Genomic DNA, 22,097 nt, shown 5'->3' with positions numbered 1-22,097 from the left:
ACACCACGGTGTTACCAGTGGTCGCCGGACTCGATTCGGGAGGCAGAGGTCGCCTCGAATCAGACATTAAATCTGAATTCGACGACGTCGCCGTCCTTCATGATGTAGTCCTTGCCCTCCATGCGGACCTTGCCGGCGGCCTTGGCGGCGGACATGGAGCCGGCGGCCATCAGGTCGTCGAAGCTGACGATCTCGGCCTTGATGAAACCGCGCTGGAAGTCGGAGTGGATGACGCCGGCGGCCTCCGGGGCGGTCGCGCCGACCGGGATCACCCAAGCGCGCGCCTCCTTCGGGCCCGCGGTCAGGTACGTCTGCAGGCCCAGGGTCTCGAAACCGACGCGGATCAGGCGGTTCAGGCCGGGCTCGGACTGGCCGGTGGACTGCAGGAGCTCCAGGGCCTCCTCCTCGTCCAGCTCGATCAGCTCGGACTCGATCTTCGCGTCCATGAAGACGGCCTCGGCGGGGGCGACCAGGGCCCGCAGCTCGTCCAGGAACGCCGCATTGCCGAGCTCGGCCTCGTCGACGTTGAACACGTACAGGAAAGGCTTGGTGGTGAGAAGGTGCAGCTCGCCCAGGAGATCCAGGTCGATGCCGGCCGGGCCGGCGCCCTGGTAGAGCGTGACGCCGTCGTTGAGCAGCTTGAACGCGCCCTCGGCGGCGGCCACCGTGGCGGCCTTCTCCTTCTTGAGCTTGGCCTCCTTCTGCAGACGCGGCAGGGCCTTCTCGACCGTCTGCAGGTCGGCGAGGATCAGCTCGGTATTGATCGTCTCGATGTCGTCGGACGGGGAGACCTTGCCGTCGACGTGCAGCACGTTCGGGTCGGAGAACGCGCGGACCACCTGGCAGATCGCGGACGCGTCGCGGATGTTCGCGAGGAACGCGTTGCCCCGGCCCTGGCCCTTCGACGCGCCGCGGACCAGGCCCGCGATGTCGACGAAGCTCACCGGCGCCGGCAGGATCTTCTCGCTGCCGAACTGCTCGGCGAGCTTCCCGAGCCGCTCGTCGGGCAGGCCGACCACGCCGACGTTGGGCTCGATCGTCGCGAACGGGTAGTTCGCGGCGAGCACGTCGTTCTTGGTGAGGGCGTTGAACAGGGTGCTCTTGCCGACGTTGGGCAGGCCGACGATTCCGATGGTGAGGCTCACGGAACGCCAGTCTACGCAGCGCCGCTTCCACCCTCGCTCCCGTCCGCGCACCCGCACACGGCGCCCCCGCCCACGCCGGACGGTCATGTCCGAATCCCGCCAGCCGGGTGGGCGGGTGGCGGGGCAGACTCGGAGGCATGGAGCTGGACTTCGAGCGTTGCTACCGCGCCGTCGACAGCCGTGACCAGCGGTTCGACGGCTGCTTCTACACGGCCGTACGGACCACCGGGATCTACTGCCGGCCGTCCTGCCCGGCCGTCACACCGAAACGCCAGAACGTCACGTTCTACCCAGGCGCGGCCGCGGCACAGCGGGCCGGGTATCGGGCCTGCCGCCGCTGCCGGCCCGACGCGGCGCCCGGCTCACCCGAGTGGGACGCCCGGGCGGACACCGTCGGCCGGGCGATGCGCCTGATCGGCGACGGCGTGGTCGACCGCGAAGGGGTGTCCGGGCTGGCCACGCGACTCGGCTACACCGAACGGCACCTCAACCGGATGCTCACCGCGGAACTCGGCGCCGGGCCGCTCGCGCTCGCCCGGGCCCAGCGCGCACAGACCGCCCGGATCCTGGTGGAGACGACCGACCTGGGGCTCGCGGAGATCGCGTTCGCGGCGGGTTTCGGCAGCGTGCGGCAGTTCAACGACACGATGCTCGAGGTGTACGCGCAGGCGCCCGGCAGGCTCCGGGAACGGCGGCCCGCCGTACGCGGAGAAGCCGGGGTGATCAATCTGCGGCTCGCGTACCGCGCACCGATGCACGCGAGCTCGCTGCTGGAGTTCCTCGGCGCGCGCACCCTGCCGGGCGTCGACGAGCTGGACGGGGAGACGTACCGGAAAGGTCTGCTCCTGCCGCACGGAAGCGCGACCGTCGCGCTGCGGCCCGGCGAACGGTGGGTCTTCGCGACGCTGCGGCTGAGCGATGTGCGTGATCTGGCGCCCGCGGTGGCGCGGTGCCGGCGGCTGTTCGACCTGGACGCGGATCCGGTGGCGGTCGATGAGGTGCTCGGGAGGGACGAAGGGCTGCGGGAGGCGGTACGGGCGGAGCCGGGGGTACGGGTGCCGCGGTCGGTGGACGGGTTCGAGATGGCTGTTCGGGCCGTGGTGGGGCAGCAGGTGAGTGTGGCGGGGGCCAGGGGGACGCTGGGGAGGCTGGTTCGGGGGGCTCGCGGGGTTCCGGGGTGGGCCGGGTTCGAGGGGTTGGGGGAGGCGGTCGAGTCTGATGGCCCTTCGGGCCCCTCCCCCGCCTCCACCACCGATGGGCTGCTCGTCGGTTTTCCGCCGGCAGGCGTCATCGCCGGGCTCCCCGACTCCGCCTTCGGCATGCCGGTAGCCCGTCGTACCACTCTTCGCGCGCTCGCCCAGGCCGTCGCCGACGGCGAGCTCGATCTCGCCCCCGGCGCCGACCGCGCCGAGACCACCGCCCGTCTCCTCGCCATCCCCGGCATCGGCCCGTGGACCGCCGGTTACGTCGCCATGCGCGCCATCGGCGACCCCGACGTCTTTCTCCCCACCGACCTCGCCGCCCGTCGCGGCGCCGCCGGCCTCTCCCTCCCCGACACCCCTCGCGCCCTCGCGGCGCACGCCGAGCGCTGGCGCCCCTGGCGCTCCTACGCCCTGATCCGCCTCTGGCGCGCCGCTCAGCCCGTGTTTCGGAACCCGACCGGGGCTGCGGTGTGACCCCGAGCGGGCCCGGCATCGGCCGGGTTCCGGAACACGGGTCGGTCCGTCTCACGCGAGCCGAACGTTATCCCCTTCCGCCCGGACGGCCCGAGTTATCCACAGCCGCCCTCTGTCCACAACCCCACCCCCATGAGCCGCCCACCCCTGCCATCCTGACCCCCGACCAAGGAGAGCGATCATGTTGCGTCATTCGACGATGGACACCCCCGCCGGTCCGTTCACCGTGCTGGTCAGCGAGGCCGGTGCGGTTCGCGCCGCCGGCTTCACCACGGACGCCCCGGCCCTGCTCCGCCTGATCCATCCACGCCTGACCGAGCCGTTGGAGCCCGGCGGCACCCCGGCGCACGTCCACGCCGCCGTCCGCGCGTATCTCGGCGGCGACCTGACCGCCTTGGACTCCGTCCCGATCGAGCAGCGCACGAGCGGCGATTTCATGCGGCACGCCTGGGAGGTGATGCGCGAGATCAAGCCGGGCGCCCCGGTGACGTATTCGCACTTCGCCGCGTTGTCGGGCCGCCCGGCCGCGATCCGGGCGGCGGCGGGCGCCTGCGCCCGCAATGCCGTCGCGCTCTTCCTGCCCTGCCACCGTGTCCTGCGTACGGACGGTTCGCTCGGCGGTTACCGCTGGGGCCTCCCGGTGAAGACGTGGCTGCTGGAGCACGAGGCCGCCGCCTGAAGATCGCGACACGCGGGGTGGGACCGGAGTTTTTCCGGCCCCACCGCCGAGATCCAGTACTACTCTCCGTAGCTCCATGGCGGGGACCGATGAGATGACGACCGTTGCCGTACCGGCTCCGGGTCACGTGGCGCCCCGATCACCGGAATCGCTTTTCGCCATTCCGCCTACACCGTGGTCGATATCGAATGCGCCCTCCGGAGAACGGTGCGCCGATAACGGCTTCGCGACCGCGGGGCGAATGGGTGGATCGACCGGCGGCGAACAACCGGGGTGCCGACCGACCGGCCACCGGCGAGTGGGCCGAACGGACAGCCCCCGGAAGCGGCCCGCCGCACGCCATTGCGGTCCGTTTCCCACCGTTTCCTCAATCCGGACCGCGAAACGCGCGGCCCACTTCCGTGACCTCCCCTTTCACCTCCGGAGCCACCGGCCGGTGAAGTCCAGAGTTTTCGTGGCCATGGCCCCGGCTGCGCCTCTCCCGCACGCTGCTCGTTGTCAGCGGAGGGCAGTGCCGGGGTGGGCCTCCGGGCGTCGCCATCGGCGGAGATCTCGGCATCGCCGTCGCCGGCACGTAGGATGAATCGCCGAGTATGGCGTCCGGTTGGTCCCGGGCCGCTATTCGGATCAGGCAGGGCCCGGTATGAGCTGTGGTGGCATGTACCGGTGATGTGAAGGGCCGGCGACATGTCGCCGGCCCTTTTCACGTCGCACCTCGAACGGGTGAGGCGCACTCGCGGTGCGACCATTACCCAACCGCACCTCGCCGCCTCTCCATGATCGCTTCTGGCGTTCCGGTTGCTGGCGAATTGTCGGACTTCTGGGGCAAACTGTGCGAGCGGCGACGGAAACCCGTCCACCACCGGGACCTCCGTTTATCCATCACGCCGCGAGAAGTGAATTTCCGGCCCGGGACCAACCATTCAAGGGACGTATTCATGGCACGCAGGAACACCCGATCGACCCTCCGCCGGCGCCGTCGCACGCAGGACGGGACGGCGGCCCCGCGCGGCGAGAAGCGCCGCCGTCTCCGCGTCATCGTCTTCGCCGTGGTGATGGCGGCCGGCAGTGTCGGGCTGCTGGCCGGTCAGGACCTCCAGACCGTCTGCGGCATCGGACTGGCCGCCACCGCGATCGCCCGCTGGCTCTGCGACGACGATCCGCTGCCCGGCCCCGGCGAGCTGTTCGGACGGCTGGCCGGCGGCGGCGACTCGGAGCGGGCCCGATGACCATCTACCGGGCGTCCAACGGCGCCGATCCGACCGACGAGCTGCAGATCTCCCTGCTCACCTCGTCCGATACCCGGCGGATCGACGCGATGCGCAGGGACCTCCAGCGCCAGCGGAACGCCGACCCGAACCGTACGGCGACCGGCGCGCTCCTGGCCCGCGAGCACGAGCTGGCCCGGCTGCGCGCCCGGTACATCTCGGGCGAGACCGCCGCCGCCGAGCTCGCCGAGCGGCTCAGCTTCGCGCACCGGCACGCCGGGAAGCCCTCGCTGGCCCAGCTCAGCGACAAGGTCGGGTACAGCAAGGGCACCCTCTCCAAGGTGCTCAACGGCAAGATGGCGCCGGCCTGGCCGCTCGTCCGGGCGCTCGGCGAGCAGCTCCGCGTCCCACCGCAGCACATCACCCAGGAGTGGCTCCCGCTCTGGATCGCCGCGAGCGCGTACCGCGACGAGAGCAGGAGCGAGAAGCGGGGCACGCAGCGCGAGGAGAGTGGCGGCTACACCTGCCCGAAGTGCGGCAGCTGGGTGGTCAGCACCGCCCTGCACACCGAGTGGCACATGCGGCAGGAGCCGTCCGGCCGGCCCGCGCCCGCCGCCGAGCTCACCGGGACGGGTCTGGCCGAGGACGAGGTGGTCCTGCTCCGGCGGATGTACCACGGCGACCGGCGCTGACCGTCCACCGGCGCCCGGCCCTACGCTGGCCCGCGTGAACGATGGCGAGCGGCGCTGGGCCGGGCTCTGGCAGGACCGCGGGACGTACGCGTTCGACCGGTCGGCGGACCGGTCGACCGTGTTCGCCATCGACACCCCGCCGCTGGATCCGGGCGCCCGGGTGCACCTCGAGCACGTCTTCGCGTACGTCCAGATCGACGCGATCGCCCGTTACCAGCGGATGCGCGGCCGGGCCGTCCACTTCCCGATGGCCTGGGAGCGTCGCGGTCCCGAGACCGGGCACGCGGGGCGGAGCGCCGGGATCGAGGCGTGGTGGCGGCGGCTCGCGATCTCCGTCGACTGGTCCCTGACGTACGCGACCTCGGACGAGCCCGCCCGGGCCGCCGCCCAGCGCGGGTTCCTCACCGGCCTGGCGAGCGGCACCGTCTACGCCGCGGAGGCACCGATCCACTGGAACACCGCCGCCCGGCGCCCGTCCGCGTTCCGCTTCGCCACGGAGCGGGACCGTCCGGGCCACCGCTACCGGATCCGGTTCGCCGGCCCGGACGGCCCGGTCGAGGCACCGGCGCACCGGCCCGAGCTGCTGCCGTCCTGTGTCGCGCTGGTCCACCACCCCGGCGATCCGCGGTTCACCGGCCTGACCTCGGTCCGCGTCCCGGTCTTCGGCTTCGAGGTACCGGTCCGCGCGCACCCGGCCGCCGATCCGGCGGGTGCCGGGATCACCCCGGTCTGCACGTTCGGTTCCCACGACGACGTCGAGATCTGGCGCGACCTGGGCCTGGCGACCAGGGTCACCCTGGGCGAGGACGGCCGATTCCTCTCCGGTACGCCGTTCGCGCACCACACCGTCGAGGAGGCCCGCGAGCAGGCCGCCACGCTGCTCCGCGGGTCCGGGGCGCTGATCGGTGACCCCGTACCCGAGCCGGTCCGTTCACTCCACGAGCACGACGACCGGCGCGCGGAGCACCCGTTGGAGATCGTCCTGAGCCGCGCCTGGTTCCTGCGGCCGCCGGCGACCGGGCACGGGGAGCCCCTCCTGCTGCCGGAACGGATGCGGGGCGAGTACACCCGCTGGCGGGCCGCCCGGGACCGCGATCCGCTGATCAGCAGGCGGCGGGCGTACGGCGTGCCGGTCCCGGTCTGGTACCGGCTCGACGACGCTGGCGAGCCGGACTACGCCAACCCTCTCATACCGGACGAATCTGCACTACCGGTCGACCCGTTCGCGGACGTCCCGCCGGGATTCGGGGAACTCCAGCGGGACCGTCCCGGCGGATTCGCCCCCGACCCGAACGCGCTGGCGCCCGGCGTCACGCCCCAGCCCTTCCCGGTGGACCTGCTTCCCCGGCCACGGGGGATCGCCGCGCTGACCACCGCACTCGCCCGGAGCACCGGGACGACCGGCCGCACCACCGTCCTGGTCGCCGGCACGCTCACCAACCGCTACCGCGGCTTCCACAGCCCGGACATCAGGGGCGACGTCGACGGCCCGCTGGACCGGTACGGCCCGGACGGCGTGCGCTACTGGGCCGCCACCGTCCGGCCCGGCGCCGACCGCAGGCTCGACCCGGACGGCGCCCGGGCCGGACGGCGCCTCGCCGTCAAGCTGCGCAACGTCACCCGCTTCGCCCTCGGCGCCGGGGCCGCCGGGGCCGAGGGGCACCCGGTCACCCACCCCGTGGACCGGGCGCTGCTCGACCGGCTGGCCGCGACGGTCACCGCGGCGACCGAGGCCTTCGAGCGGTGCCGGTACTCGGACGCCCTCCACGCCGCGGCGGCCCTCCTCCGGTCCCTCTCCCGGGACTACCTGGAGCAGGTCAAACCCCGCCTCCGCGCCGGTGACGACGCCGGCTCGGCCCGGGCCGCCCTGGCCGCGGCGCTCTCCGTACTGACCCGGCTCCTCGCGCCGTTCCTGCCGTACGCGACCGAGGAGTCCTGGTCGCTCTGGCACGACGGGTCGGTGCACCGCGCGCCCTGGCCCACCCCCGGCGAACTCACCCGGGCCGCCCATCCGGGATCCCCGATCTCCGCCGGGTGACCGTCCCCGCTGGTCCACCATAGGAGGCATGCCCATCGCGCCCGAGCAGGTCGAGGCGCCGGCCCGGGACGCCACGCTGTTCCGGTCGTCGCCGGGACGGACGTTCGCCACGGTGTTCGCCGTCCTGATGCTCACCTACCTGGTGGTCTCGCCCGCCGTGTCGCTGATCGCCCGGGACTCCGGCGATCCCTGGTGGGCCACCACCCTGCAGGCGGTCTTCGTCGGGGCGGGCTGCGCCGGCTTCTACGCGCTCTCCGCCCGCGCCGCGCTCACCACCTGGGTCCGGGTCTCCTCCGGCGGGCTGGAGCTGGCCGCGCAGGGCAGCGACCCGATCCTGCTGGCCTGGCCGGACGTCGCCGCCGTGGTGGTACGCCGGGCCGGTCTCCGCACGGTCCTGGAGGTGGTCCCGGTCGACATGGACACCGTCCACCCCGTGCAGGGCGCCGGCGCCGGCTGGCCGGCACAGACCGAGACGCCGCGCGGCCCCGCCTTCGTCGCCGACCTGAGCCAGATCTGGCCCAGCCCGCGCGCCCTGCGCCGCGAGCTCGCCCGCCGCATGCACGACCACGCCGCCCCGCCCGCGTGACGGCGGAGACGCGGAAGGCGGCGGGTCACCGAGACCCACCGCCTTCGTCACGCGTACCCCCGGAAGGGTTTTAGAAGTCTCCGCCGAAATCGCCGAAGTCTCCGAAATCGCCGCCACCGTCGAAACCGCCGCCACCGAAGTCACCGGCGTTGTCGAAGCCACCGCCGTCGAAGCCGCCGCCGTCGAAGCCGCCGCCGTCGAAGCCGCCGAAGCCCGGGTCGCCGAAGCCCGGCGAGAAGAGCGCGTCGAAGATCAGCATGCCGCCGAGCACGCCCGCGCCCGCACCGAGCGCCGTCTTCCAGACCGGGGTGGAGTACCAGCCCGCGGGGACCGGGCGGCCCTGAACCCGGCCGCCCGGGTAGTAGTAGGGCGTCTCCGGGCCCGGCCGCGGACCGGCCTTGTACGCGTGCCCCTGCACGCTGACCTCGCGCTCCTGGGTGAGGTGCCCGCTGCCCTGGGAGGCGGCGAGCGGCGGCAGGTCCGGACCCGGGTCGAGACCCATCGCCGTCCGCGCGGCCCGCACGTACGCCAGGCCCTCCAGCGCGGACTCGCGGGCCAGCTGGAACTGGGTGACGGTCTTGGCCTGCTGCAGCTGGCCGCCGGCGGCGTTGTAGCGCTCGCTCGCGTCGGCCAGTGCCTGACGTGCCGCCGGCTCGTCCGCGTGCAGGTTCATCACCTGTCCGCCGAGCCGCTCGTACCACCGCTGCGCCTCGGCGCGAGCGTCCTCGATAGTGGTCTGCTGGGTGCGACCGCCGCCGCGCTGCGTCACGGCGATGACGAGGCCGACGATCGCGACGATGGCCAGAATGAGCAACACGCCGTTCATGTTTCCCAAGGTACCCCCGCGGTCCCACTCGCACGCTCTGGCAATCTTCGGGGGTGACCTTCTCGACCCTCGCCGTGGTTCTCGTCTGTCTGGCGGCCGGGGCCGCCCTGGGCTGGCTGGCCGCCCGGGCGCGCGCCGCCGCGGACATCGCCCGGCTGGAGGCGACGGTGGCCGCCGCCCGCGACGGTGAGCAGCGGCTGGAGCAGTCGCTGCGCGCACTCTCCTATGAGGCGACCGCCCAGTCCCAGGAGGCGGTGGCCCGGGCGATCGCCCCGCTGCAGGACACCCTGCGCCGGTACGAACAGCGCGTCGCCGAGCTGGAACACGAGCGGGTCGACGCGTATGCCGAGCTCCGCGAGCAGGTACGCGCCATGGGTGCCGTCTCCGGCGAACTGCGTACCGAGACGAAGCAGCTGGTCGCGGCGTTGCGGGCACCGCAGGTCCGGGGGCGGTGGGGCGAGCAGCAGCTGCGCCGGATCGTCGAGTCGGCCGGGCTGCTGGAGCACTGCGACTTCGCCGAGCAGGTCACCGCCGCCACCGACCGGCACGCCGTCCGCCCCGACCTGGTGGTCACCCTGCACGGCGGGCGCAGCGTGGTGGTGGACGCGAAGGCACCGCTGGAGGCGTACCTGTCCGCGATGGAGGCCCGCGACGAGCGGGACCGTGACCTCCTGCTCGACCAGCACGCCCGGCACCTTCGGGCGCACGTGGAGGCGCTGTCGGCGAAGGCGTACTGGACCGCTTTCGATCAGTCCCCGGACTTCGTGGTGCTCTTCGTGCCGGCCGACCCGTTCCTGGACGCGGCGCTGCAGCGGGACCCGGTGCTGATGGACTTCGCGTTCCGCCGCAACGTGGTGCTCGCCACCCCGGCGACGCTGATCGCGATGCTGCGCACGGTCGCCTACTCGTGGCGGCAGGAGGCGCTGGCCAGCAACGCGGTCGCCGTGCACCGGCTGGCCCGGGACCTGTACGGACGGCTCGCCACGCTCGGCGATCACGTGGGAAAGCTGGGCACCTCGCTGGCCGGGGCGGTCACCGCGTACAACCGGGCGGTGGGTTCGCTGGAGGGGCGGGTGCTGGTGAGCGCCCGCAAGCTGGCCGAGATGGGCGTCTCCGACGACGAGCTGCCCGTCCCGCCCCAGGTGGAGCTGGCTCCCCGCCAGCCCCAGGCCCCCGAGCTCAGCTAGCCGCCCGGGCCGCCGCCGCCTTCATGTCCTTGCGCAGCTCCTGCGGCAGGGAGAAGGTGAGCCGCTCGTCGGCCGTCGTGTACTCGGTGACCTCGCCGAAGCCGCGCTCGGCCAGGAACGCCAGCACCTCCATGACCAGCTCGTCCGGCACGCTGGCACCGGACGAGACGCCGACCGTGGTGGCGCCGGCCAGCCACTCCTCCTGGATCTCGGAGGCGTAGTCGACCAGGTGACCGGCGCGCGCGCCGGCACCGAGGGCCACCTCGACCAGCCGCACCGAGTTCGACGAGTTGGTCGAGCCGACCACGATCACCACGTCGCAGTCCGGCGCGATCTCCTTGATCACGTGCTGCCGGTTGGAGGTGGCGTAGCAGATGTCGTCGCTGGGCGGCGACTGGAGCAGCGGCAGCCGCGTCTTGAGCCGGGCGACCGTCTCCATGGTCTCGTCGACCGAGAGCGTGGTCTGCGACAGCCAGACGACCCTGGACGGGTCGCGGACCACCACGTTCTCCACGTCGTCCGGGCCGTCGACCAGCTGGATGTGCCGCGGCGCCTCGCCGGCCGTGCCGATGACCTCCTCGTGGCCCTCGTGACCGATCAGCAGGATGTCGTAGTCGTCGGCGGCGAACCGCCTCGCCTCGTGGTGGACCTTGGTGACCAGCGGGCAGGTCGCGTCGATCGCCTTGAGGTTGCGCTCCCGGGCCTGGTCGTGCACCTCGGGGGCCACCCCGTGCGCGGAGAAGACCACGGTCGACCCCTCGGGGACCTCGTAGTTCTCCTCGACGAAGATCGCGCCACGGGCTTCGAGGGTGCTGACCACGTGCTTGTTGTGCACGATCTGCTTGCGGACGTAGACCGGCGCGCCGTACAGCTTCAGCGCCTCCTCGACGGTCTGCACGGCCCGGTCGACGCCGGCGCAGTAGCCACGCGGCTTGGCGAGCAACACCCGCTTGCGAGCTTCAGTCACCCGGCCATGGTACGTGCCCCGCCCGCACACCCGCCCTCCTGCGATCAGCACCACAGTTGATATCGGGTGCTATAACTCCCCGCATGACGGGGGTAGCCATGAAAACAGAGGTCAAACGGCCGATACTGGTCATCGCGGGCGCGACGCTGAGCGTGCTGGGCGCGCTCTGGGCACTGATCGATCCGGCCGGTCTGGTGCTGGCGGCCGCCGGCGTCCTGCTCCTTCTCTGGCATCACCTCCGGCCGCCGGTCGCGGCCACCGTCGCGGGCACTCTCGCCGGGGCGGCCGCGGGTCTCTCCGCTTCCCTCTGGGTACGGTCGGAGCAGGTCTGCTGCATGTTCGGATACACCGAGCACCGGGGCTGGCCGTACGCCTGGTCCGAGCGTGGCGGGGTGGCCGACACCGAGGCCGAGGCGCGTGCCCTGGCGCAGGCCGGGGGCTGGACCACGAACGGCTACCACCTCGCCGCCGACCTGGCGTTCTGGGCCGCGGCGGGCTTCCTGATCGCGGTCCTGGCCGGTGCCGCCTGGCGCCGGTGGCGGGAGCGCGCGGCCCGATAGCACGTTTCGCCCCATAAGGACGGTTAAGGGCGAGATACTCGGTTCATGAGGGCCGAGCCGCGACACGCCGCCGCCGACGAGTGGCCCTCGATCCCCACCGTGGTACGCGTGATGACCGGCTGGTTCGTGCTCGGCCTCGGCCTGCTCGACCTGCTCTGCGGGTGGAACGACGTCCCGTACGTGGTCTTCCACGCCGGTCTCGCGCTCGGCGGCGTCATCCTTCTCTGCCTGCACCGCATCGCCCCCGGCGGCCCCGGATGGGCGGCCACCGCCGTGGTCGCCCTCGGCGGTCTCGCGGCCGGCACCGCGCTCACCACCACCCGTTGCTGCCTGACCGGCTACCCGCAGCGCCGCGGCTACCCGCTCCCCTTCCTCGGCACCGGCACCGGGACGACCCCGCACGCCGACCTCAAGTACGCCGGCTACGACCTCGCGTTCTGGACGTGCGCCGGCCTGATCGCGCTGACCGTCGTCTCGCTGACCGGTCGCCTCCTCCCCGAACGCCGTACCCCGGTCGACCTGAGCGACTACGTCGGGCGCCATGCCGAGGCGCAGGCCCTCGCCACCGAGCTCCCCCAGGAGCGGGCGCCCGGCGACATCCACGCCGCCCGGCATCGCGCCGGGGAGAATGTCGGTGGGTTGACCTAATCTGGCCGGGTGAGTGAGCCGGGTCCCGCCAAGAGCACCGCCGACGAGCCGTGGCCGGTCCGCGTCGTGAGCCAGAAGGTCGGCGCCTGGATCGCCAAGCTGGGCTGGGTCTGGGTCGACGGCCAGGTGGCGCAGATCAGCCGCCGCCCCGGCTCCGGCGTGGTCTTCCTGACCCTGCGCGACCCCTCCGCCGACCTCAGCCTGACCGTCACCGCCCACCGCGACGTGCTCGACGCCGGCGCGCCCGAGCTGGCCGAGGGAGCCAGGGTCACCCTGCACGCCAAGCCGGAGTTCTACCCGGCCCGCGGCACGCTGAGCCTGCGCGCCGACGAGATCCGCCAGGTCGGCCTCGGCGAGCTGCTGGCCCGCCTGGAGAAACTGAAGCGCCTGCTCGCCGCCGAGGGCCTGTTCGCCCGCGAGCGCAAGCGCCGGCTCCCGTTCCTCCCGCAGCGGATCGGCCTGATCACCGGCCGGGCCAGCGCCGCCGAGCGCGACGTGCTGATGAACACCCGGCGCCGCTGGCCCGGCGTCGACTTCCGCGTGGTCAACGTGCCGGTCCAGGGCCCCACCGCGGTCCCGCAGATCATCGACGCCCTCAAGGTCCTCGACAACGACGACGGCGTCGACGTTATCGTGATCGCCCGCGGCGGCGGCAGCGTGGAGGACCTGCTCCCCTTCTCCGACGAGGCGCTCTGCCGGGCCGTCTTCGCCGCCCGCACCCCGGTCGTGAGCGCGATCGGCCACGAGACCGACACCCCGCTGCTGGACTACGTCGCCGACCTGCGCGCCTCCACCCCCACCGACGCCGCCAAGCGGATCGTCCCCGACCTCGGCGACGAGGTCCGCCTGATCGGGCACGCCCGCGACCGCCTCGACCGCGCCGTGCTCACCCTGATCGACCGCGAGCGCCACCGCATCGAGTCGTGGCGCTCCCGCCCGGTGCTGGCCCGCCCGGAGGCCCTGCTCGACCAGCGCGCCCGCGAGGCCGTCCAGCTCCGCGACCGGGCCACCCGCAGCCTCGACCACCGCCTGCGCCGCGCCGACGACGAGCTCCGGCACACGGTCGCCCGGCTGCGCGCGCTCTCCCCGCTCGCCACCCTCCAGCGGGGGTACGCGATCGTCCAGCGCTCCGACGGCCACGTGCTGCGCGCTCCCGCCGACGTCTCCCCCGGCGACACGCTGCGCCTGCGCCTGGCCGAGGGCGAGCTGCACGCCACCACGACCGCACCCCCGGCCACCGCGCCCGGCCCCATCGCCGCCCCCGGCCCGGCCACCCCGCCCGCACCCCCGGCCACCGGGTCCGGCCCCATCGCCGCGCCCCGCCCGGCCACCGCGCCCGGTTCGCCCGGCACGGATGCGCCGGACGCGCCCCGCCGGAAGGCGGCGCCCCCGCAGAAGGCGGCGCCGAAGAAGAGAGCCAAGGCCGTCGCACCGGCGACGAGCCCGGCCGACGAGGAGGACGCATGAGCAACCAGAGCCCGGCCGACGAGAGCCTGAGCTACGAGCAGGCCCGCACCGAGCTGGCCGGGGTGGTCGAGCGCCTGGAGCAGGGCGGCGGCACGCTGGAGGAGTCGCTCGCCCTCTGGGAGCGCGGCGAGCGGCTGGCCGACGTCTGCCAGCGCTGGCTCGACGGTGCCCGCGAGCGCATCGACGCCGCCCGAGCCGCCCGCACCGACGACTGACGCCGGATCGGGAGACTGACACCGGATCGGGAGACCGACCGGATCGGGAGACCGACGGCCGGCCGGACCCGATCGGGAGACCGACGGCCGGTCAGGAGAGCGAGGACGCCAGGGTCTCCAGGTAACTCTGGTCGGTCTTGCCGAGGATCAGGACCGTACGCGCGCCCTCGGTGCTGATCAGGGCGGTCTCGCCCGGCCGGCCGGTGTAGATGGTCCAGGTCCGGGCGTCGGTGCGGTAGGCGCCGGTACGCTCGCCGTCCGCGCCCATCTCGGCCGGGACCAGGGTGCCGGCCGGCGTGGTGCTCTCCACCAGCTGGACCGGGGCGTCGTCCGGGTCGACGTAACCGATCCGGAGGGTGGCGCCGGTGTCCTCGCGCTTGAAGTTCGCCGCGGTCACCCGCCAGTCCTCGCCCAGACCGGCCGGCTTCAGGACGGAGAACTCCTTCGACGCCAGGTCGATCGAGGAGGCCGGGTCGACGGTCATCGGCTCGTCGCCGCCGAGCACCACGCGGTAGAACGCGAGCATCAGCACGATCGGCACCATCAGCACGGCCAGCGACAACGCCATGTCCCGTGGCCGCCGCTCCTCACGCTTGGCCAACCGCGGCGACGCCTGCGGCACGGCGGACGGCGACACCTGCGGCACGGCGGGCGACGCGGCCTGCGGCACGGCGGAGAGCGATGCCTGCGGCTCGGCGGACGGCTCTGCGGAAGGCGGCACGGGGGACGAGGCCGGCGCGTTCTCGGTAGCGGGTTCCACCTGCTCATTGTTAACCATGTCGCTGAAACGGGACGTGGCAGCACCTCGGATGCCAGGATCGGGGAATCCATCAGCCCCGCAACGATGCGAGGAGGCCGACATGCCTGCCCGGGTTCCCCAGGATCTCGACCGCAACATCGCTCTCGACCTGGTCCGTGTGACCGAGGCCGCCGCCATGGCCGCCGGCCGTTGGGTCGGGCGCGGAGACAAGAACGGCGGGGACGGCGCGGCCGTCGACGCCATGCGCAAGCTCATCAACTCGATCCAGATGCGGGGCGTCGTCGTCATCGGCGAGGGCGAGAAGGACGAGGCCCCGATGCTCTACAACGGCGAGCAGGTCGGCGACGGCACCGGCCCGGAGGTGGACGTCGCGGTCGACCCGGTCGACGGCACCACGCTGATGAGCAAGGGCATGCCCGGCGCGGTGGCGGTTCTCGCCGTCGCCGAGCGCGGGGCGATGTTCGACCCCAGCGCGGTCTTCTACATGGACAAGATCGCCGTCGGCCCGGACTGCGCCGACGTGATCGACATCAACGCCGGCGCCACCGAGAACCTGCGCCGCATCGCCAAGGCCAAGCGGTCCAGCGTCTCCGATGTGACGGTGTGCATTCTGGACCGTCCGCGGCACGCCGCGCTGGTCGAGGAGGTACGCCAGGCCGGCGCGAACATCAAGTTCATCTCCGACGGCGACATCGCCGGGGCCATCTCGGCGGCCCGGGCCGAGTCCGACGTCGACGTGCTGATGGGGATCGGCGGCACCCCGGAGGGCATCACCGCGGCCTGCGCGATCAAGTGCCTCGGCGGCATGATCCAGGCGAAGCTCTGGCCGCTCGACGACTCGGAACGGCAGAAGGCGATCGACGGCGGTCACGACCTGGACCGGGTGCTCACCACCGACGACCTGGTCACCGGCGACAACTGCTTCTTCGTCGCCACCGGCGTCACCTCGGGCGACCTGCTCAAGGGCGTCCGCTACCGCTCCGGCGGCGCGCACACCCAGTCGATCGTGATGCGCTCCAAGAGCGGCACGATCCGCGTGATCGACTCGTACCACCGCCTGGAGAAGCTGGCCCTGTACTCCGCGGTCGACTTCGACGGCCACCTCCCCACGGTCCCGATCGGCGACGCGATCATCTGACCACTCCGGCCCGGGCGCTCCCGCCCGGGCCGCCCCGCCCGGGCCGCCCCGCCAGGGCGGCACCGGCACACGATCCCGCCCACCATCGCGACAGCCGCACACGAACAGCGACCGCGGGCCCGATCACCCCGTGGACCGCGAGCGGGTGCCGCGGCCACCCGGCGGCCGGCTGATGCGCTACGAGACCCGTACCGGAGAAGCGGGATCGTGCACTGTGGATCAAGAGCGGCGGCGGAAGAGGATGGCCGCGAGGAAGCCACCGACCAGGCCGAGCAGGTGGCCCTGCCAGGAGATGCGCTGGTCGGTGGGGAGGATGTTGAAGAGCTGGTACCAGTAGAGCAGGCCGATGAAGAGCGCCACCCCGAAGTTCCACCAGCTGCGCTCGACGAAGCCGCGGGCGAAGAGCAGGCCGAGGTAGCCGAAGATCACGCCGCTGGCGCCGACCACCACCGTGTTCGGGTCGCCGATGAACCAGACGCCGAGGCCGCTGACCAGCATGATCACGAAGGTCGACCAGAGGAAACGGCGGGCGCCGCCGGCCAGGGCGAACGTGCCGAGCAGGATCAGCGGGACCGCGTTGCCGTACAGATGGTCCCAGCCGGCGTGCAGGAACGGGCTGAACAGCACGCCGTCAAGGCCGGCGAGGTGGTGCGGGAGGATGCCGCCGGCCATGTCCAGGGTGCCGGCGCCGATCCCGACGTCGATCGCCTCGATCAGGAAGAGGACGGGGACGACCGCGCACATGGTGACGAACGCGCGGCCGATGGAGGCGTAGAAGGACTCGGTGCCGAAGGTGGCCGCGTCGGTACGCGTGTCGGGAATCCCGTAAGCCATACCGGAATGGTCCCAGCCCCGCGCACCCCCGGCCAGTCGAACACCGCTCAGCCGGCGCTGAGTCGCCTGGTCGCCGCCTTGATCGCGGTCCGGAACGCGGCGATCCGGGTATAGACGCCGGGATAGTCGTCCCGCGCGCAGCCGAGCCCCCAGCTCACGATCCCCACCTGTGCCCAGCGCCCGTCCGGCCCCCGCCGCACCATCGGGCCACCGGAGTCACCCTGACAGGTGTCGACCCCGTGCCGCCCGGCGCAGAGCGAGTCCGCCCGCACCAGCTCCACTGTGGCCTTCCGGTACGCCCTCGCGCACTCCGCGACTCCGATGATCGGCACCGTGGCGTAGTGCAGGTTGCGCTCCTGCCGCGGGGCCTGCTCCCGGGTCTGGCCCCAGCCCATCACGGTCACCACGTCGCCGTCGCCGACCGGGGTGCCGGCCAGGTCGAGGGTGGGCAGGGTGAGCGCCTTCTCCAGCTTGACCACGGCCCAGTCGTCGCCGCGGAACTCGTTGACGAAGCCGGTGGCCCGGATCACCTCGACGGAGTGGACCGCGACCGCGTCGGCGCCCTGCAGATCGGCCGAGCCGGCCGTCACGGTGATCCTGTCGTTCGGGCCGGAGCGCCCGACGCAGTGGCCGGCGGTGAGCACCACCCGGGGTGCGGTGAGCGCGCCGCCGCAGCCCATCGAGAGCCGCACCACCCAGGGGAACTCCCCCGCCTTGGCGACATTGCCGCCGACGACGTCACGGGCCGGGGCGAAACCGCCCACCGTTGACACCACCGCGACGGCCAGCGCTACGGAAGCCGCAATTCGGACCATGTGGACATTGGACCACAGGAAAACGGGGCCGCACGGCTTTGCCGCGCGACCCCGGTCGGCTCAGTACCAGCCGGTGTTCTCCGAGTGGGTCCAGGCGCCACAGGGCGAGTCGTAGCGACCCTCGATGTAGCCGAGACCCCACTTGATCTGGGTGGCCGGATTGGTCTTCCAGTCGGAGGCGATCGACGCCATCTTGCTGCCCGGCAGGGCCTGCGGGATGCCGTACGCGCCCGAGCTGCGGTTGGTGGCCTTGTAGTTCCAGCCACTCTCCTTCTTCCACAGCTTGTCGAGGCACGGGAACTGGTCGATCGCGAAGCCCGCGTCGAGCATCAGCGCGCAGCCGATCGCCCGGGAACCCGAGTACTCGTTGCAGGAGGTCGGGATCTCACCGGTGTACGGCACGGCAGCACCGGACGCGGCGGCCTTCTTCGCGGCCTCCTCCTTCTTCTCCGCGATCACCGCCGCCTCGAGCTTCTTCGCCTTGCCGGCGGCGGCCTTGGCCTCGGTGGCGGCCTTCTCGGCCGCGGCACCCTCGGCCTGGGTACGGAATGCGCGAGCCGCGGCGTGGTCGGCCGCGCGCTCCTTCAGCAGCTGGATCTCCTCGGCGTCCGCCTGAACGACGAGCTGCGCTTCGGCGCTCTGCTGCTGGATGTCCCGGTTCTGTCCCAGATACACGCCGCCGCCGAGGCCCGATGCGAGCAGACCGACAGACAACGCGCGAACTCCGAGCCGGCTCCAGAGCCGCTTCACGAAGATTCCCTTCGTCGGGGGCAATGACACGGCCGGCCGTCGAAAGCCGTACCGCGAGCACCGCGACCCGACGGGCCGCCGCCCTCACGTCCCGTGAGGGCGTGGCCGCTATCGATCACTACCGTTGCGGCCACGAGAGTGGTGCTCGCCAGACACCATGGCGCAACGTGAAGTGGATGTGAAATGCCAGAGCGGTCTTGTGACTTTAGTCACGGGTTTTTTCCCTACATAAGGGGCAAAAAACCGCTCTGCCGTCACCTCAGAGGGGGATCTCCTCCAACAGATCGGTGACCACCTCGGCGATGGGCGACCGCTCCGAACGGGTGAGCGTGACATGGGCGAAGATCGGATGCCCCTTCAGCGCCTCGATCACCGCGGTCACACCGTCGTGCCGGCCGACCCGCAGATTGTCCCGCTGCGCCACGTCGTGCGTCAGCACCACCCGGGACCCCTGGCCGATCCGGGAGAGGACGGTGAGCAGCACGTTGCGTTCCAGCGACTGCGCCTCGTCGACGATCACGAACGCGTCGTGCAGGCTCCGGCCGCGGATGTGCGTCAGCGGCAGCACCTCGAGCAGGCCGCGGGCCATCACCTCCTCGACCACGTTGGCGTGCACCACGGCACCGAGCGTGTCGAAGACCGCCTGCGCCCAGGGCGACATCTTCTCCGACTCGCTGCCGGGCAGGTAGCCGAGCTCCTGGCCGCCGACCGCGTAGAGGGGACGGAAGACGATCACCTTCTTGTGGCGGTTGCGCTCCATCGTCGCCTCCAGGCCGGCGCAGAGCGCCAGCGCGGACTTGCCGGTGCCGGCCTTGCCGCCGAGCGAGACGATGCCGATCTCCTCGTCGAGGAGGATGTCCAGCGCGATCCGCTGCTCCGCCGAACGGCCGCGCAGCCCGAACGCGTCCCGGTCGCCGCGGACCAGCTTCACGGTCTTGTCCGGGTTGACCCGGCCGAGCGCCGAGCCGCGCGCCGAGTGGATCACCAGGCCGGTGTGGCAGGGCAGGTTCGCCGCCTCGTCCAGCTCCAGCACGTCACCGGAGTAGAGCGCGCTGACCTGGTCCTCCTCCAGCTCCAGATCGGCCATGCCGGTCCAGGTCGGGTCGCTGGCCTGGCCGTGCCGGTACTCGTCGGCGGTGATGCCGACCGACGCCGCCTTCACCCGCAGCGGCATGTCCTTGCTGACCAGCGTGACGTCCCGGCCCTCGGCGGCCAGCCCGAGGGCGACCGAGAGGATGCGGGTGTCGTTCGAGTCGTTCCGGAAGCCCTGCGGCAGGACGCTCTGGTCGGCGTGGTTGAGCTCGACCCGCAGCGTGCCGCCCTCGTCGTTGCAGAGCACCGGCTGATCGAGTCGCCCGTGCTTGATCCGGAGCTCGTCCAGCATCCGTAGAGACTGTCGAGCGAACCAGCCGAGCTCGGGGTGGTGGCGTTTGCCCTCCAGTTCAGAGATGACCACCAGGGGGACGATCACCTCATGATCAGTGAACCGGCGGAAGGCCGCCGGGTCGGACAGCAGGACCGAGGTGTCCAGGACGAAGACCCGGCCGACGGGGGCGGGCTCGGCGTCGGCGTGCCGGTCGACCGCCTTGCGGCGGGAGGACGTGGCACGGCTCTTGGTCACCTTGTCGGCCGGGACTGCAGCTTCTGCAGTTGAGGCGACACCGGCATCGGTACGGCGAGATGTCACAGGCCTGCTCCAGCGGGCGTGCAACCCGGCCACCCGCGGTCCGCCACCTCCGGCCGCCGGCACTGGCACAGGGCTGGATTGCGGGCCCTATGGCGCACGAAGTCGCAGGTCCGGGCCGACCGGCTGGCTCGGGATGACCCCGTGCCATGACTCAAACGCTAGCGGTCAACTGCCAATCCCGGTAGTGCGCAAAATCGGGCACCTACGAGTGACGCTCGACCCACGCGAAAATCGCCGGGCTTAAAAGACGACCATCCGCGGGTAGTCTGACGACGTGGCACAGATCGAGCGTCCGACCCATCCGTCGAGCAGCGCCGAGGCGTGGGCCCTCACCGCCGAGCGCGCGTCCCTGACCACCTTCTTCTTCGACTTCGACGGTGTGCTCTCACCCGTCACCGAGGATCCCGACGCCTCCCAGCCGGTGCCGGAGATCCCGGGCGTCCTGGAGCGGCTGGCCGCCTCGGTGGCCCGAGTGGTGATCGTCTCAGCACGCCCGGTCAGCTTCCTGCGCTCCCGCTTCGCGTCGCTCGAGCACGTCGACCTCTACGGCCTCTACGGCCTGGAGATGTGGCACGACGGCAAGGTGGTGACCGAGCCGGCCGCCGAGGAGTGGGTGCCGGCCATGACCGAGCTCGCCGAGCAGGCCCGCGCCGAGCTCCCCGAGCCCGCCCGGGTGGAGTACAAGAGGCTTTCGGTCGCCCTGCACTACCGCACCGACCCGTCGCTCGCCCCGGCCATCGAGCGCTGGGGCCACGAACAGGCCGAGCGGCACGGCCTCAAGATCCAGAACGGCCGGATGGTCGTCGAGCTCAAGCCCCCGGTCGACCAGGACAAGGGCATGGTCATCACCGAGGTGGTCCGCAACGCCGGCTGCGCGTGGTATTTCGGCGACGACATGTCCGACATCAAGGCCTTCGACGCACTGCGCGCCCGCGAGGCCGTCGACCCGGACTTCTTCGGCATGGCGGTCGCCGTGGCCAATCCGGAGACCGGCGCCGAGGTCTCCAGCGCCGCCGACCTCACGCTCGAGTCCCCGCACGCGGTCGCCGCTTTCCTGACCGAGGGTCTCCAGCGTTTCTGAACCCCTTCTCCAGTACGCACCTGCGGCACCCGCCCCGCTCAAAAGGTGCCGTCCGCACGCGCCGCGACCACCGTCGTGGTCCCGGCCGCACCGCGCCCCAGGTCTTGGCTGGTGCTCAGGGGTCTCTCGCTCCGCTTGAGAGACCCCTGAGCACCAGCCAGAACCGCAACCCGCGCTCCGGCCCCGGGGTGGCAGCCGGCTCGCGAGCCCGTACCGCGGCACCCGCCCGTCCCGCGCGGTGGCGCACGGTGGCGCGCGGTGGCGCGCGGTGGCGCGCGTGGGTTCAGGCGCCGTAGCGGCGCTGGCGGCTGGCGTAGGAGCGCAGGGCGCGGAGGAAGTCGATCCGGCGGAAGTCGGGCCAGTTCGCGTCGTGGAAGTAGAACTCCGAATGGGCCGACTGCCAGAGCAGGAAGCCGGAGAGCCGCTGCTCCCCGCTGGTCCGGATGACCAGGTCGGGATCGGGCTGGCCGCGAGTGTAGAGGTGCTCGGCGATGTGCTCGACGTCGAGGATCTCGGCGAGCTCCTCGAGCGTGCCGCCGGAGGCCGCGTGCTGCTGGAGCAGGGAGCGGACCGCGTCGGTGATCTCGCGGCGCCCGCCGTACCCCACCGCCATGTTGACCTCGACGCCGCCGCTGCGGTCCCGGGTCTTCTCCTGGGCGGCCTTCAGCGTCGCGGCGGTCGCGGCGGGCAGGATGTCGAGCGCGCCGACCATCCGCAGCCGCCAGGGGTTGCCCTCCTCGGCGAGCTCGGTGGCCAGGTCCTCGATGATCCGGACCAGCGGGTCGAGCTCGGCCGCCGGGCGGCGCAGGTTGTCGGTGGCGAGCAGGTAGAGGGTGACGTGCTCGATGCCGGCCTGATCGCACCAGGCCAGCAGCTCCTTGACCCGGCTGGCGCCGACACGGTGGCCGTCGTTGGGGTCGACGAAGCCCATCTCCCGGGCCCAGCGCCGATTGCCGTCACACATGACGCCGACATGGCGGGGCACCGGCTTGCCGGTCAGTTTGCCGGCGAGCCGCCGTTCGTAGAACGAATAGATCAGTGAACGCACGCTCATCACCGCAAAGGGTAGCCACTGCGGGTGGCGGGCCGAGCGGCGACCGTGTGCCATCGGGACCAATCGCGCCGGGATGCGGCCGAT

21 protein-coding genes and 1 pseudogene are annotated in these 22,097 nt (G+C 72.2%); 13 read left to right on the top strand and 9 right to left on the bottom strand.

Annotated elements, in window-relative coordinates:
* Positions 1-59: 59 nt before the first annotated feature.
* Entirely contained in the window at positions 60-1,145 is a 1,086-nt protein-coding gene (gene ychF / locus AB0M08_RS20850) for a redox-regulated ATPase YchF (protein ID WP_364495487.1), read from the bottom strand.
* A 137-nt stretch (positions 1,146-1,282) separates the two neighbouring features.
* Between ychF and AB0M08_RS20845 the strand changes: the two genes are divergently transcribed.
* The 6 genes from AB0M08_RS20845 to AB0M08_RS20820 all read left to right on the top strand — a co-directional run bounded on the left by AB0M08_RS20845 (position 1,283) and on the right by AB0M08_RS20820 (position 8,024).
* Complete coding sequence (locus AB0M08_RS20845) at positions 1,283-2,821, top strand: AlkA N-terminal domain-containing protein (protein ID WP_364495485.1); 1,539 nt, start codon at positions 1,283-1,285, stop codon at positions 2,819-2,821.
* 181 nt (positions 2,822-3,002) lie between these two features.
* Complete coding sequence (locus tag AB0M08_RS20840) at positions 3,003-3,500, top strand: methylated-DNA--[protein]-cysteine S-methyltransferase (protein ID WP_364495483.1); 498 nt, start codon at positions 3,003-3,005, stop codon at positions 3,498-3,500.
* 938 nt (positions 3,501-4,438) lie between these two features.
* Positions 4,439-4,729 carry a hypothetical protein gene (locus AB0M08_RS20835; RefSeq protein WP_364495480.1) on the top strand — a complete coding sequence of 97 codons (291 nt, stop codon included), beginning with the start codon at positions 4,439-4,441 and terminating at the stop codon, positions 4,727-4,729.
* Positions 4,726-5,400: a helix-turn-helix transcriptional regulator gene (locus AB0M08_RS20830; RefSeq protein ID WP_364495478.1), complete on the top strand. Its 675-nt coding sequence runs from the start codon at positions 4,726-4,728 to the stop codon at positions 5,398-5,400. The genes AB0M08_RS20835 and AB0M08_RS20830 overlap by 4 nt, the downstream gene beginning before the upstream one ends.
* Positions 5,401-5,434: 34 nt before the next feature.
* The gene (locus tag AB0M08_RS20825; protein WP_364495476.1) at positions 5,435-7,438 is read left to right on the top strand and encodes a class I tRNA ligase family protein; all 2,004 of its coding nucleotides are present in this window, start codon (positions 5,435-5,437) and stop codon (positions 7,436-7,438) included.
* A 28-nt stretch (positions 7,439-7,466) separates the two neighbouring features.
* On the top strand, positions 7,467-8,024 hold the full coding sequence (locus AB0M08_RS20820; RefSeq protein ID WP_364495473.1) for a hypothetical protein: 558 nt from the start codon (positions 7,467-7,469) through the stop codon (positions 8,022-8,024).
* A 70-nt stretch (positions 8,025-8,094) separates the two neighbouring features.
* Here the strand turns inward: AB0M08_RS20820 and AB0M08_RS20815 are convergent, their stop codons facing one another.
* The gene (locus tag AB0M08_RS20815) at positions 8,095-8,850 is read right to left on the bottom strand and encodes a hypothetical protein (protein ID WP_364495471.1); all 756 of its coding nucleotides are present in this window, start codon (positions 8,848-8,850) and stop codon (positions 8,095-8,097) included.
* 53 nt (positions 8,851-8,903) lie between these two features.
* Between AB0M08_RS20815 and AB0M08_RS20810 the strand changes: the two genes are divergently transcribed.
* A complete protein-coding gene (locus AB0M08_RS20810; protein ID WP_364495467.1) occupies positions 8,904-10,037 on the top strand; it encodes a DNA recombination protein RmuC in 1,134 nt (377 codons plus the stop codon).
* On the opposite strand, the gene AB0M08_RS20805 is transcribed toward AB0M08_RS20810, so the two are convergent.
* Positions 10,030-11,049 (bottom strand): 4-hydroxy-3-methylbut-2-enyl diphosphate reductase, encoded by a 1,020-nt coding sequence (locus AB0M08_RS20805; RefSeq protein WP_364495555.1) that lies wholly within the window; start codon positions 11,047-11,049, stop codon positions 10,030-10,032. The genes AB0M08_RS20810 and AB0M08_RS20805 overlap by 8 nt on opposite strands.
* 53 nt (positions 11,050-11,102) lie before the next feature.
* Between AB0M08_RS20805 and AB0M08_RS20800 the strand changes: the two genes are divergently transcribed.
* The 4 genes and pseudogenes from AB0M08_RS20800 to AB0M08_RS20785 all read left to right on the top strand — a co-directional run bounded on the left by AB0M08_RS20800 (position 11,103) and on the right by AB0M08_RS20785 (position 13,894).
* Positions 11,103-11,564 (top strand): hypothetical protein, encoded by a 462-nt coding sequence (locus AB0M08_RS20800; protein ID WP_364495464.1) that lies wholly within the window; start codon positions 11,103-11,105, stop codon positions 11,562-11,564.
* A 45-nt stretch (positions 11,565-11,609) separates the two neighbouring features.
* Positions 11,610-12,212, top strand: a complete 603-nt coding sequence (locus AB0M08_RS20795) for a hypothetical protein (RefSeq protein ID WP_364495461.1) — start codon at positions 11,610-11,612, stop codon at positions 12,210-12,212.
* Positions 12,213-12,221: 9 nt separating this feature from the next.
* Positions 12,222-13,430: pseudogene (gene xseA, locus AB0M08_RS20790) on the top strand (exodeoxyribonuclease VII large subunit); the annotation flags it as partial.
* Positions 13,431-13,675: 245 nt separating this feature from the next.
* Positions 13,676-13,894, top strand: a complete 219-nt coding sequence (locus tag AB0M08_RS20785; protein WP_364495458.1) for an exodeoxyribonuclease VII small subunit — start codon at positions 13,676-13,678, stop codon at positions 13,892-13,894.
* A gap of 91 nt (positions 13,895-13,985) precedes the next feature.
* Here AB0M08_RS20785 and AB0M08_RS20780 read toward each other — a convergent pair whose 3' ends face one another.
* The gene (locus AB0M08_RS20780) at positions 13,986-14,654 is read right to left on the bottom strand and encodes a DUF4245 family protein (protein WP_364495455.1); all 669 of its coding nucleotides are present in this window, start codon (positions 14,652-14,654) and stop codon (positions 13,986-13,988) included.
* A gap of 100 nt (positions 14,655-14,754) precedes the next feature.
* On the opposite strand from AB0M08_RS20780, the gene glpX reads away from it, so the two are divergent.
* On the top strand, positions 14,755-15,792 hold the full coding sequence (glpX, locus tag AB0M08_RS20775) for a class II fructose-bisphosphatase (protein ID WP_364495452.1): 1,038 nt from the start codon (positions 14,755-14,757) through the stop codon (positions 15,790-15,792).
* 219 nt (positions 15,793-16,011) lie between these two features.
* Here the strand turns inward: glpX and AB0M08_RS20770 are convergent, their stop codons facing one another.
* The 4 genes from AB0M08_RS20770 to AB0M08_RS20755 form a co-directional block, all read right to left on the bottom strand.
* Entirely contained in the window at positions 16,012-16,626 is a 615-nt protein-coding gene (locus AB0M08_RS20770) for a rhomboid family intramembrane serine protease (protein WP_364495449.1), read from the bottom strand.
* A gap of 47 nt (positions 16,627-16,673) precedes the next feature.
* Positions 16,674-17,441: a serine protease gene (locus tag AB0M08_RS20765; protein WP_364495447.1), complete on the bottom strand. Its 768-nt coding sequence runs from the start codon at positions 17,439-17,441 to the stop codon at positions 16,674-16,676.
* 60 nt (positions 17,442-17,501) lie between these two features.
* Positions 17,502-18,191 (bottom strand): lytic transglycosylase domain-containing protein, encoded by a 690-nt coding sequence (locus AB0M08_RS20760; protein WP_364495444.1) that lies wholly within the window; start codon positions 18,189-18,191, stop codon positions 17,502-17,504.
* 259 nt (positions 18,192-18,450) lie between these two features.
* Positions 18,451-19,878 carry a PhoH family protein gene (locus AB0M08_RS20755; RefSeq protein ID WP_364495441.1) on the bottom strand — a complete coding sequence of 476 codons (1,428 nt, stop codon included), beginning with the start codon at positions 19,876-19,878 and terminating at the stop codon, positions 18,451-18,453.
* A gap of 274 nt (positions 19,879-20,152) precedes the next feature.
* Between AB0M08_RS20755 and otsB the strand changes: the two genes are divergently transcribed.
* On the top strand, positions 20,153-20,959 hold the full coding sequence (gene otsB, locus AB0M08_RS20750; protein WP_364495438.1) for a trehalose-phosphatase: 807 nt from the start codon (positions 20,153-20,155) through the stop codon (positions 20,957-20,959).
* Positions 20,960-21,242: 283 nt separating this feature from the next.
* Here the strand turns inward: otsB and AB0M08_RS20745 are convergent, their stop codons facing one another.
* Positions 21,243-22,013 carry an isoprenyl transferase gene (locus AB0M08_RS20745; protein WP_364495435.1) on the bottom strand — a complete coding sequence of 257 codons (771 nt, stop codon included), beginning with the start codon at positions 22,011-22,013 and terminating at the stop codon, positions 21,243-21,245.
* Positions 22,014-22,097 lie beyond the last annotated feature (84 nt).

The organism is Actinoplanes sp. NPDC051851 (genome assembly GCF_040681165.1).
Taxonomy (GTDB): Bacteria; Actinomycetota; Actinomycetes; order Mycobacteriales; family Micromonosporaceae; genus Actinoplanes.
This window is presented reverse-complemented; position numbering and strand designations above follow the sequence as displayed.

What these genes read in the sequence shown, in the direction of transcription:
- AB0M08_RS20845 (WP_364495485.1), top strand. Translation starts at nt 1,283, where the DNA reads ATGGAGCTGGACTTCGAGCGTTGCTACCGCGCCGTCGACAGCCGTGAC.
- AB0M08_RS20840 (WP_364495483.1), top strand. Translation starts at nt 3,003, where the DNA reads ATGTTGCGTCATTCGACGATGGACACCCCCGCCGGTCCGTTCACCGTG.
- AB0M08_RS20835 (WP_364495480.1), top strand. Translation starts at nt 4,439, where the DNA reads ATGGCACGCAGGAACACCCGATCGACCCTCCGCCGGCGCCGTCGCACG.
- AB0M08_RS20830 (WP_364495478.1), top strand. Translation starts at nt 4,726, where the DNA reads ATGACCATCTACCGGGCGTCCAACGGCGCCGATCCGACCGACGAGCTG.
- AB0M08_RS20820 (WP_364495473.1), top strand. Translation starts at nt 7,467, where the DNA reads ATGCCCATCGCGCCCGAGCAGGTCGAGGCGCCGGCCCGGGACGCCACG.
- AB0M08_RS20815 (WP_364495471.1), bottom strand. Translation starts at nt 8,850, where the DNA reads ATGAACGGCGTGTTGCTCATTCTGGCCATCGTCGCGATCGTCGGCCTC.
- AB0M08_RS20800 (WP_364495464.1), top strand. Translation starts at nt 11,103, where the DNA reads ATGAAAACAGAGGTCAAACGGCCGATACTGGTCATCGCGGGCGCGACG.
- AB0M08_RS20795 (WP_364495461.1), top strand. Translation starts at nt 11,610, where the DNA reads ATGAGGGCCGAGCCGCGACACGCCGCCGCCGACGAGTGGCCCTCGATC.
- AB0M08_RS20785 (WP_364495458.1), top strand. Translation starts at nt 13,676, where the DNA reads ATGAGCAACCAGAGCCCGGCCGACGAGAGCCTGAGCTACGAGCAGGCC.
- glpX (WP_364495452.1), top strand. Translation starts at nt 14,755, where the DNA reads ATGCCTGCCCGGGTTCCCCAGGATCTCGACCGCAACATCGCTCTCGAC.
- AB0M08_RS20770 (WP_364495449.1), bottom strand. Translation starts at nt 16,626, where the DNA reads ATGGCTTACGGGATTCCCGACACGCGTACCGACGCGGCCACCTTCGGC.
- AB0M08_RS20765 (WP_364495447.1), bottom strand. Translation starts at nt 17,441, where the DNA reads ATGGTCCGAATTGCGGCTTCCGTAGCGCTGGCCGTCGCGGTGGTGTCA.
- AB0M08_RS20745 (WP_364495435.1), bottom strand. Translation starts at nt 22,013, where the DNA reads ATGAGCGTGCGTTCACTGATCTATTCGTTCTACGAACGGCGGCTCGCC.